The sequence below is a fragment of the Methylopila musalis genome (assembly GCF_042679725.1).
GTDB classification, from domain to species: domain Bacteria; phylum Pseudomonadota; class Alphaproteobacteria; order Rhizobiales; family Methylopilaceae; genus Methylopila; species Methylopila musalis.
The window spans coordinates 21347-31587 of sequence record NZ_JBHTMX010000015.1 but is presented as its reverse complement, the minus strand read 5'-3'; the positions used below and the strand labels follow the sequence as shown (position 1 = coordinate 31587).

Annotated in this window: 8 protein-coding genes; 3 read left to right on the top strand and 5 right to left on the bottom strand. The window is 71.0% G+C overall.

The genetic code is table 11. The features are described from left to right. Nucleotides 1-1367, bottom strand: a 1367-nt coding sequence (locus ACFQ4O_RS04035) for a type I polyketide synthase (protein WP_378774363.1), incomplete at its 3' end; no start/stop codon positions are given. Between the two features lie 560 nt (nucleotides 1368-1927). After that, nucleotides 1928-3406, bottom strand: a complete 1479-nt coding sequence (locus ACFQ4O_RS04030) for a protein adenylyltransferase SelO (RefSeq protein WP_378774362.1) — start codon at nucleotides 3404-3406, stop codon at nucleotides 1928-1930. A 180-nt stretch (nucleotides 3407-3586) separates the two neighbouring features. Between ACFQ4O_RS04030 and ACFQ4O_RS04025 the strand changes: the two genes are divergently transcribed. Together ACFQ4O_RS04025 and ACFQ4O_RS04020 are read left to right on the top strand one after the other, a co-directional pair. Next, nucleotides 3587-4756: an efflux RND transporter periplasmic adaptor subunit gene (locus ACFQ4O_RS04025; protein ID WP_378774361.1), complete on the top strand. Its 1170-nt coding sequence runs from the start codon at nucleotides 3587-3589 to the stop codon at nucleotides 4754-4756. A gap of 18 nt (nucleotides 4757-4774) precedes the next feature. Then, nucleotides 4775-7948, top strand: coding sequence for an efflux RND transporter permease subunit (locus tag ACFQ4O_RS04020; RefSeq protein ID WP_378774359.1), 3174 nt, complete (start codon nucleotides 4775-4777; stop codon nucleotides 7946-7948). A gap of 366 nt (nucleotides 7949-8314) precedes the next feature. On the opposite strand, the gene ACFQ4O_RS04015 is transcribed toward ACFQ4O_RS04020, so the two are convergent. Together ACFQ4O_RS04015 and gloB are read right to left on the bottom strand one after the other, a co-directional pair. Beyond that, the gene (locus ACFQ4O_RS04015) at nucleotides 8315-8755 is read right to left on the bottom strand and encodes a cupin domain-containing protein (protein ID WP_378774358.1); all 441 of its coding nucleotides are present in this window, start codon (nucleotides 8753-8755) and stop codon (nucleotides 8315-8317) included. Then, nucleotides 8752-9519: a hydroxyacylglutathione hydrolase gene (gene gloB / locus ACFQ4O_RS04010; RefSeq protein ID WP_378774357.1), complete on the bottom strand. Its 768-nt coding sequence runs from the start codon at nucleotides 9517-9519 to the stop codon at nucleotides 8752-8754. The genes ACFQ4O_RS04015 and gloB overlap by 4 nt, the downstream gene beginning before the upstream one ends. A gap of 48 nt (nucleotides 9520-9567) precedes the next feature. On the opposite strand from gloB, the gene ACFQ4O_RS04005 reads away from it, so the two are divergent. After that, the gene (locus tag ACFQ4O_RS04005; protein ID WP_378774356.1) at nucleotides 9568-9744 is read left to right on the top strand and encodes a hypothetical protein; all 177 of its coding nucleotides are present in this window, start codon (nucleotides 9568-9570) and stop codon (nucleotides 9742-9744) included. Between the two features lie 61 nt (nucleotides 9745-9805). Here the strand turns inward: ACFQ4O_RS04005 and ACFQ4O_RS04000 are convergent. After that, a partial coding sequence (locus ACFQ4O_RS04000; protein WP_378774355.1) for a M10 family metallopeptidase C-terminal domain-containing protein occupies nucleotides 9806-10241 on the bottom strand: 436 nt, incomplete at its 5' end.

Below are 10241 nucleotides of genomic sequence, written 5' to 3'. Positions count from 1 at the left end.
CGGGCGGAGAGCGGCAGCACGCCCGGCCCCGCCGGACCCGCCTCCGGGCCGTCGGCCGCCGGCGGCTCCTGCAGGATGGCGTGGGCGTTGGCGCCGCCGTAGCCGAAGGAGTTCACGCCCGCGAGCGCCGGCCCCGCGCCCTTCGGCATCGGCTGAAGCTCGGTGGCGAGCTTGAGGCCGAGCCCGTCGAAGTCGATCGCCGGGTTCGGCCTCTCGAGGTTCGCGACCGGGGGAATCTGCTGATGCGTGAGGCAGAGCGCCGCCTTGATCAGGCCCGCGACGCCGGCGGCGGCTTCGAGATGGCCGATGTTGGCCTTCACCGAGCCGACCACGCAGGCGTTTCCGTTCGAGCGGCCGGCGCCGACCGACGCGCCGAGCGCCGAGGCCTCCAGCGGATCGCCGACCGGGGTGCCGGTGCCGTGCGCCTCCACGTAGCGGATCTGGGACGGCTCCACCCGCGCCTCGGCGCAGACCGCGCGCACCAGCGCCTCCTGCGCCTTCGGGTTCGGCACGGTGATGCCTTCGGTGCGGCCGTCCTGGTTGGAGCCGGTGGCGCGCACCAGCGCGTAGATGCGGTCGCCGTCGGCCACCGCCCGCTCGGCGGGCTTGATCACCACCACGCCCGCGCCCTCGCCACGGCCATAGCCGTCGGCGCGGGCGTCGAAGCTCTTGGAGCGGCCGTCCGGCGACAGGAAGCCGCCCTTGCACATGGCGATCAGCGTCTCGGGCCGGTGCATGACGTTGACGCCGCCGACCAGCGCGAGGCTCGTCTCGCCGCGCCAGATCGACTGGCAGGCGTGGTGCAGCGCCACCAGCGAGGACGAGCAGGCGGTGTCCATGGTCACGGACGGGCCGCGCAGGTCGAGCAGGTAGGAGATGCGGTTGGAGAGGATCGTCAGCGTGGACGACACCGCCGAATGCTGGCCGATGTGCTCGCGGTTCAGCGGGCTGAACTGGGTGAGCAGGTTGTCGACCATGAAGCCGCCCACATAGACGGCGGTGTCAGAGCCCGCGAGGCTGTCCGGATCGACGCCGGCGTCCTCCAGCGCCTCCCAGGCGACCTCCATCAGCAGCCGCTGCTGCGGGTCGAGATAGGCGGCCTCGCGCGGCGACATGCCGAAGAAGGCGGCGTCGAACGCATCGATCGGCTGGGTCAGGAACCCGCCGGCCCGGACATACATCCGCCCCGGCGCCGCGGGACGGGGGTCGTAGAAGGCGTCGACGTTCCAGCGGTCCTGCGGAACCTCGATCACGCCGTCGCGGCCTTCGGCCAGAAGCCGCCAGTAGCTCGCCGCGTCCGACACGCCGCCGGGAAAACGGCAGCCGATTCCCACGAGGGCGAGATCGCCCACAGCGCCTTTCGACATCATGCATCCCCCAAATGTCGAGCGCGCGCCACGAGATGTCGCGGCGCACAAAATTGCTTACCTGGGGCTTTCTAGAAGATGACTATTTCAGTCAAATGACAATTTGAGAGTATAGAATGAGGAAAGTAAGATTTATGACTGAACTACATTCGCAGTATATGACAAAAAAATCTGCAATCAGCGTCAAGACCGCAGGCGCGGCGTTCGCAATGCCAGAAACAGATCGATCGATCACAACTCGGCTTTTTCTCCGCCCGACGCCGCATCCGGCTCCGGCCGCGCGATTCATCCTGACAAGTACGTGATCTCCCGCTCACGTTCGCGCGACGACGGGCGCCAGACCTACGCAGTTTTACGTAAGCCCCGCCTTCGGGCGCCGCAGCGCGTTACGGATTGATGTCGTCGCGCGAAAACACCGGCATGAGACCATCGGAGGACGCCTGCGGACGGCGCCGCACCCGTGCGTCGTCGGCCGCGCGGGGGCGTGTTCCGGGCGTCGGCGCGGCGCGGAGCCGTGGGACAGGACGCCGGACGCCCGGATGCGGCGCGGCCCGAGCGGATCAGGTGCCGCAGAAGGTGCGGTAGGGGCCGAAGTCCTCCGGCGCCGGGTCCGCATAGGCGGCGAAGGCCGGGCGGTCGTCATACGGCGCCGCCGTCGCCGCCCTCAGCTCCTCGAAAGGCGCGAAATCGTCGCGCTCCACCGCCGCCGCGATCACCGCCTCGACCCGGTGGTTGCGGGGAATGATCGCCGGATTGACCCGGCGCATGGCGGCGGCGACCACGTCCGGCGCCCGCCCCTCCGCCGAAAGGCGCGCCCGCCAGCGCGCGCTCCAGCCGTCGAATCCGGCCGCGTCGGCGAAGCTGGCGTTGAGCGCCGCGTCGCCCTCGGGCCGCTCCGCCGCGCGGGCGAGCCGGCGGAAGGTCAGCGTGTAATCGGCCCGGTCCCGCGCCATGAGGTCGAGCAGGTCCTGAACCAGCGAAAGGTCCTCCTCCCGGCCCTCCGCGAAGCCGAGCTTCGCGCGCAGGCCGTCGAGATAGGCGACGTTGAACAGCTCCGGATAGCGCTTCAGCAGCCCCCGCGCCTGCTCCAGCGCCGCGTTGGGATCGGGGTCCAGCAGCGGCAGCAGGGATTCGGCGAGCCGCGTCAGGTTCCACTGCCCGATGTTCGGCTGGTTGGCGTAGGCGTAGCGGCCGAACTCGTCGATGGAGCTGAACGAGGCCGCCGGATCGTAGGCGTCGAGGAAGGCGCAGGGGCCGTAATCGATGGTCTCGCCCGCGATCGACATGTTGTCGGTGTTCATGACACCGTGGACGAAGCCGACCAGCAGCCATTTCGCGATCAGCGCCGCCTGCCGTTCGATCACCGCCTCCAGCAGCGCGAGATAGGGCCGCTCCGCGTCGCCTGCGGCCGGGTAATGCCGCGCGATCGCGTGGTCTGCGAGCGTCCTGAGCCCGGCGACATCACCCAGCGCCGCGAAATACTGGAACGTGCCGACCCGGATGTGGCTGGAGGCGACCCGCGTCAGCACCGCGCCCGGCAGCACGCGCTCGCGGATCACCGCCTCGCCGGTCGACACCGCCGCCAGCGCCCGCGTGGTGGGCACGCCGAGCGCGTGCATGGCCTCGCTGACGAGATACTCCCGCAGCACCGGCCCCAGCGCCGCCCGTCCGTCGCCGCGCCGGGAGAAGCGCGTCAGCCCCGCGCCCTTGAGCTGGATGTCGCGGCGGGCGCCGTGGACGTCGATCACCTCGCCGAGCAGGATGGCGCGGCCGTCGCCGAGCTGCGGAACGAAGCCGCCGAACTGGTGCCCGGCATAGGCCGCGGCCAGCGGCTCCGCGCCGCCCGGCGCCCGGACGCCGCCGAAGATCGCCGCGCCCTCCGGACTGTCCAGCGCCTCCGCGTCGAGGCCGAGCTCCGTCGCGAGCGGCCGGTTCAGCGCGATCAGCCGGGGCGCCGCGACCGGCGTCGGCGCCACCTTGTGATGAAACGTCTCCGGCAGCCGGGCGTAGGAGTTGTCGAACCGGATGGTGATGGGCAAAACGGCGCCTCGCGGATGGATCGGCCTTCGATCGCTTGTCCCTTCAGCTAGGCCGGGGCGGGACCGAGGTCGAGACCCGATGTCGCGATCGACGACGACATCGTGATCTGCTCTTCTTCGTTCGTTCACCTACTTTCGTCCAAACGCGGCCGGCGTCGCGCGCCATGGGAGTTCTGTCGCATGCGGACGGTTCGCGTCCTCGGAGCGGTCTGCGTCGTCGCGCTGGCAGGCGCGGCCGTTCTTTATGGCCTCGGCCGCGGAGGCTCCTCCACCGCGCAGACCGCCGCGCCGCCGCCGCCCGCCGTCACCGTGGCCACGCCGCTGGTGCGGCAGGTGACGGATTACGACGAGTTCACCGGCCGGTTCGAGCCCACCGCCACGGTGGAGGTTCGGCCCCGCGTGTCCGGCTATCTCACCGAGATCAACTTCGCCGACGGCGCGCTGGTGGAGGCGGGCCAGGTGCTGTTCGTGATCGACAAGCGTCCTTACCAGACCGCGCTCGCCCAGACGGAGGCGCAGCTCGCCGGCGCCCGCGCCCAGCTCGCCTTCGCGGAGGCCGACGCAGAGCGCAGCCAGAAGCTTGTCACCAGCTCCAACATCTCCGTCGCCACCCACGAGCAGCGGGTGCAGCAGCGGCAGGCGGCGGACGCGGCGCTGAAGGCCGCTGAGGCGGCGGTGGCCCGCGCGCGGCTCGACCTCGAGTTCACCGAGGTGCGCTCGCCCGTGAAGGGCCGCGCCTCCGACCGTCGGATCGACATCGGCAATCTGGTGGTGGGCGACGGGGCCTCCACGGTGCTGACCACCGTGCTCGCCGAGGACCCGCTCTATTTCGTGTTCGACATTTCCGAAGGCGACCTGCTCGCCCGCCAGCGGCAGGTGGGCGGCGCCGCGCGGGCGACGCAGGGGCTCCCCGTCAGCGCCCGGCGCGACGGCGAGGACGGCTGGCCCCGCCAGGGCGTGCTCGACTTCCTCGACAACCGCCTGCAGACGGGTTCGGGCACCATCCGCGCCCGCGCCACCTTCGCCAACGCCGACGCCGCGCTGACGCCCGGCCAGTTCGGCCGCCTGCGGGCGCCGCGGGGCGAGGCCTACGAGGCGCTGCTCGCGCCGGAACGCGCCGTGCTGAGCGACCAGATCGAGAAGGTGGTGCGCGTGGTCGACGACAAGAACGTGGTGCGGCAGCGCAAGGTGCGCGTCGGCCCGCCCCAGCCGGGCGGCCTGATCGTGATCCGCTCCGGGATCGAGAAGACCGACCGCATCGTCATCAACGGCCTGATGCAGGCCCGCGTCGGCGCGACCGTGCGGCCGGAGCCCGGCGCCATCGAGCCCGCGGCCCCGCCCGCAAGCTGACACCACGAGGCGACGCCGATGCGGCTTGCGCATTTCTGCATCGACCGGCCGATCTTCGCGGTCGTGCTGTCGATCCTGATCACGCTGATCGGCGCGGCGAGCTTCTTCTCGCTGCCGCTGTCGCAATATCCGGAGATCGTGCCGCCGACCGTCGTCATCCGCGCCAACTATCCGGGCGCCTCGGCGCAGGTGGTGAGCGACACGGTGGCGACGCCGATCGAGCAGCAGATCAACGGCGTCGAGGACATGCTCTACATGTCCTCGCAGGCCACCGGCGACGGCCAGCTCACCACCACCGTCACGTTCAAGCTCGGGACCGATCTCGACAAGGCGCAGGTGCTGGTCCAGAATCGGCTGTCGCTGGCGCTGCCCCGCCTGCCGGAATCCGTGTCGCGGCAGGGGCTCACCGTCCGCAAGTCCTCGCCCGACCTGCTGCTCGCCGTCCACATGCGCTCGCCGGACGGCTCCCGCGACCAGCTCTACGTCTCGAACTACGTGAACCTCGCGATCCGCGACCGCCTCGCCCGCATCGAGGGCGTGGGCGACGTGCGCATGCTGGGCGCGCAGGACCTGTCCATGGTGATCTGGCTCGATCCGGACAAGGCGGCGGCGCGCAACCTGACCGCGGGCGAGATCGTGACGGCGCTGCGCGCCCAGAACGCGCAGATCTCCGCCGGAGTGGTCAACCAGCCGCCCACCGCCACCTCGCGCGCGTTCCAGCTCAACGTGGAGGCGCTCGGCCGCCTGTCCGATCCGGCCCAGTTCGGCGCGGTGATCATCAAGAGCGAGAACGGCCGCGTCACCCGCGTGCGCGACGTGGCGCGGGTCGAGATCGCGAGCCAGACCGTCACCGACCGCACCTACATCAACGACGCGCCGGGCGTCGGCGTCGGCGTGTTCCAGCTGCCCGGCGGCAACGCGCTCGCCACCGCCGACGAGGTGCGGGCCACCATGGCGGAGCTCGCGGCGGATTTCCCGCCGGGGATTGAATACGCCATCAACTTCGACCCCACCCGCTTCGTCTCGGCCTCGGTCAACGCGGTCTACGCCACCATCATCGAGGCAGTGATCCTGGTCGCGCTGGTGGTGCTGCTGTTCCTGCAGCGCTGGCGCGCCGCCATCGTGCCGATCGTGGCGATCCCGGTGTCGCTGGTCGGCACCTTCGCCGCGCTCGCCGCCTTCGGCTATTCGCTCAACACCATCTCCCTGCTCGGGCTGGTGCTCGCCATCGGCATCGTGGTCGACGACGCCATCATCGTGGTCGAGAACGTGGAGCGGAACCTGGAGAACGGCCTGACGCCGAAACAGGCCGCCCACGTCACCATGGACGAGGTAGGCGTGGCGCTGATCGCGATCGCGCTGGTGCTGATGGCCGTGTTCGCGCCGGCGGCGCTGATGCCGGGCATTCCGGGGCAGTTCTTCGAGCAGTTCGCCATCACGATTTCGGTCGCGACGCTGATCTCCGCCTTCGTGTCGCTCACGCTGTCGCCGGCGCTCTGCGCCATCCTGCTGAAACCCCACGCCCATGGCGAGGCGGCGCGGCCGCGGTTCTGGCCGGCGCGGGCGCTGCAGTGGTTCTTCCGCCAGTTCAACCGCGCCTTCGACTGGACGGCGGACCGCTACGGCCGGCTCACCGCGCGGCTGCTGCGGGTGTCGGCGCTGGCGCTTGCGGTCTATCTCGGCCTCGTCGGTCTCGCCGGCTGGCAGCTGATGCGCGCGCCGACCGGCTTCATTCCGGATCAGGACCAGTCCCTGCTCGTCACCATCGTGCGCCTGCCGCCGGGCGCCGCGCTCGACCGGGCGGACGCCGCCGTGGTCGAGGTCGCGGAGCGGCTGAAGCGGCTCGACGGGGTGCAGGTGGCGGTGTCGAGCAGCGGCATCGACGGCGCGACCGGCTCCAACGCCTCCAATGTGGGCCGCGTCTTCACCGTGCTGAAGCCGCACGAGGAGCGGGCCGCGCAGGGGCTCGACCTCGCGACCATGCGGGCCAAGGTGAACGCGGCGCTGGCCGACATCCAGGACGCGCAGATCGTCACCGTGCTGCCGCCCTCGGTGCGCGGCATCGGCTCCACCGGCGGCTTCAAGATGATGCTGACGAGCCAGCTCGGCGCCTCGGCCGAAGAAATCGGCGCGGTGGCGAACGAGCTCGTCGCCGCGGCCAACAAGCGGCCCGAGCTGTCGCGGGTGTTCACCCCGTTCGACACCGGCACCCCGAAGATCTTCGCCGACATCGACCGCGTGAAGGCGGAGATGATCGGCGTGCCCGCCGACCGGGTGTTCGAGACGCTCGAGGTCTATCTCGGCTCGGCCTATGTGAACGACTTCAACCTGCTCGGCCGCACCTACCGCGTCGCCGCGCAGGCGGACGGCCCGTTCCGGCAGGACGTGGACGGCATCGGCCGCTACCGCACCCGCAGCGACACCGGCGAGATGGTGCCCCTGAGTTCGGTCGCGAGCTTCCGCGAGATCACCGGCGCCTATCGCGTGCCGCGCTACAACCTGTTCCAGGCGGCGGAGATTCAGGGCGCGGCGGCGCCGGGCTTCTCCTCCGGCGACGCCATGACCGCCATGGAGCAGGTGGCGGCCGAGACGCTGCCGCCCGGCTTCGATTTCGAATGGACCGAGCTCAGCCTGCAGGAGAAGCTCGCCGGCAGCGCCGGGCTCTATCTGTTCGCGGCCTCGGTGCTGCTGGTGTTCCTGCTGCTCGCCGCCCAGTACGAGAGCTGGACCCTGCCGCTCGCCATCATCCTGATCGTGCCCATGTGCCTGCTGGCGGCGGTGTCGGGCCTCAGCATCCGCGGCATGCCGGTCGACATCCTGGCGCAGGCGGGATTCGTGGTGCTGATCGGGCTCGCGGCCAAAAACGCGATCCTGATCGTGGAGTTCGCCAAGCAGAACGAGGAGCGCGGACAGGGCCGCGCCAAGGCCGCGATCGAGGCCGCCAAGACCCGCCTGCGGCCGATCCTGATGACCTCGCTCGCTTTCATCCTCGGCGTTCTGCCGCTGGCGCTGGCGAGCGGCGCCGGCGCCGAAATGCGCCAGTCGCTCGGCACCTCGGTGTTCTACGGCATGATCGGCGTCACGATCTTCGGCCTGATCTACACGCCGCTGTTCTACGTCGCCTGCCGGGCGCTGGCGCGCGACACGCCCAAAACTCAAGACGCCCCCGCGCGCCTCGCGCCGGCGGAGTGAGGGGCGTGGGAGCCGCGTCGGAGCACGCGTGAGCGAGCCCGGTCACGCGCGCCCTCTTTCCTTGTCCCGGCCTTGAGCCGGGACCCAGAAACGTCTCCGTGGGAGAATAAAGCTCCCCGCACGTCGCGCCTTTTCCGGAAAAGCCAGCGTCTCTGGGTACCGGCTCAAGGCCGGGACAAGAACGGCGGCGCCCGCAGCGTCAGCCTCGCGAAGCTCCGGCGCCCCACGCATCGAAGCCGCCAGCATCGACGCGCTCGCAGCGTCAAATCCACGACGCCCACTTCCCTTGTCCCGGCTCAAGGCCGGGACAAGGGAAGTGGGCGTCGCGGATAACGCTGAGCGCGCTCTCGAAACCGCCCCCCTTCGTCAGCCCCCCGTGGGCGACCAATCGGGCGGGGCGAGTTCGAAGCCGGCGAAATCGAAGGCGGGGGCGACGGTGCAGCCGACCAGCGACCAGTCGCCGAGGCTCCGCGCCGCCTGCCACGCCCCGTGCGGGACCACGCCTTGCGGCCGTTCGCCGGCGGAGAGATCCGGCCCGAGGCGCAGGCGCTCCACATCCACGCCGTCCGCCGACAGCGACAGCTCCACCGCCGCGCCGGCGTAGTGGTGCCAGGTCTCGACCGCGTCCACCCGGTGCCAGTGGGACGACCATCCGGCCTTCAGCAGGAAGTAGATGCAGGTGGAGCGGGAGCGGCCGGCGGCGTCCGTCGCGGGGTCGCGGAAGGTCTCGCGGTAGAACCCGCCCTCCGGGTGCGGCTTGAGCCCCAGAAGCCGGACGATCGCGTCCGCGTCGAGCGCCTCCGTCATCCGCGGTTCTTCCGTTCCCTCAGCGCCGCGAAGGTCGCGGCCGCGTCCCCGCCCGACAGGCCGAGCGCCGCCGCCACCCGGTCTTCGCCCGCGCGCAGGAACAGGTTGGTGGCCCGCTCCGCGCCGATGGTGCTCGGCACCGTGGGCTCGCCCGCCGCCCGCTTGCGCTCGATCTGGGCGAGCCGCGCCGCGATCGCCGAATCCTCCGGCAGCACGCCGGCCGAGAACCGGGCGTTGGAAAGCGTGTACTCGTGGCCGCACCACAGCCGCGTCTCCGCCGGCAGGGCCGCGAGCTTGCCGAGCGAGCGCCACATGGCCTCCGGCGTATCCTCGAACAGGCGGCCGCAGCCCATGACGAACAGCGTGTCGCCAGCGAACAGCCAGCCCTCGCGCGGCTCGTGATAGACGATGTGGCCCTTGGTGTGGCCGGGGGTCGCGATCACCTCGAACCGCCACGGGCCGGCCTCCGCCACGTCGCCTTCGGCGAGCGACACGTCGAGGCCGGGAATGGCGTCCGCCTCCGCCTTCGGCCCGAACACCTTCGGGTGGAAGCGCTCGATCAGCGCCGGCAGGCCGTCGATGTGGTCGGCGTGCTTGTGGGTGATGAGCACATGGGTCAGCGCCCAGCCGCGGGCGTCGAGCGCCTCCAGAATCGGCCCCGCCTCCGGCGCGTCCACGAGGACGACCGTGTGGGACGTGGAATCGGCCAGCAGCACGGCGTAATTGTCGCTGAGGCAGGGGATGAGGACGATCTCGGCGGACATGCGCGCTCCGGGCTTGCGACGGGGCCGAGAGGCTAGCGGTCGAGGCCCGTGGGTCAAGGGCGTGCGCTGACGGACGGCGCGCTCCGTGGTCTGCTGCGGCCCCCGCGCGGCCGGCTGATCGCGCTCGCCGCCGCGCTGCGGCGGGAAGGCGCCCGAAGCCTCGCGCTGCGCACATCGCTGGCCGAGGGCCAGGAGGCGTTTTCCTGGACATGGCCCGAGCGGTGAGCCGCCCGGACACATGCGAAGGGCGGACGCGGCCTAAGCCGCGCCCGTCGTCCGCGTCACCTCACGACACGAAGATGTCGGAGGCTGACAGCGTCGGGTTCGAGGTGAGCGTCGCGATCTTGATCGCGGCGATCGAGCCCGTGCCGTCCGCGTCGTAGAACAGCGAGCCGGACGATTTGTGGTAGATGAGCCGGTCCGAGGCGTCGGCCGCGGCGGCGCCGAGATGGAACGCGCTTGCGGAGAGCGCCCCTTCCGACAGCGCCGTGAAGGCCGCGCTGTCCAGTTCGATCCGGTCGACGCCGTGGGCGAAGTCGACGATCGTGTCCACGCCCGAGCTTGAGGTCGGCTTGTCCACGAAGCGGAAGGTGTCGGCGCCAGCGCCGCCGCGCAGGATGTCCGCGCCAGCGCCCCCGATCAGGATGTCGTTTCCGGCTCCGCCGTTCAGCTCGTCGTTGCCGCCAAGTCCGTTCAGCGTGTCGTCGCCCCGACCGCCGAAC

Excerpts from the sequence above, each read along its gene's own strand:
- gloB (WP_378774357.1), bottom strand. The coding sequence starts at position 9,519 with ATGTCCGCCGAGATCGTCCTCATCCCCTGCCTCAGCGACAATTACGCC.
- ACFQ4O_RS04015 (WP_378774358.1), bottom strand. The coding sequence starts at position 8,755 with ATGACGGAGGCGCTCGACGCGGACGCGATCGTCCGGCTTCTGGGGCTC.
- ACFQ4O_RS04020 (WP_378774359.1), top strand. The coding sequence starts at position 4,775 with ATGCGGCTTGCGCATTTCTGCATCGACCGGCCGATCTTCGCGGTCGTG.
- ACFQ4O_RS04025 (WP_378774361.1), top strand. The coding sequence starts at position 3,587 with ATGCGGACGGTTCGCGTCCTCGGAGCGGTCTGCGTCGTCGCGCTGGCA.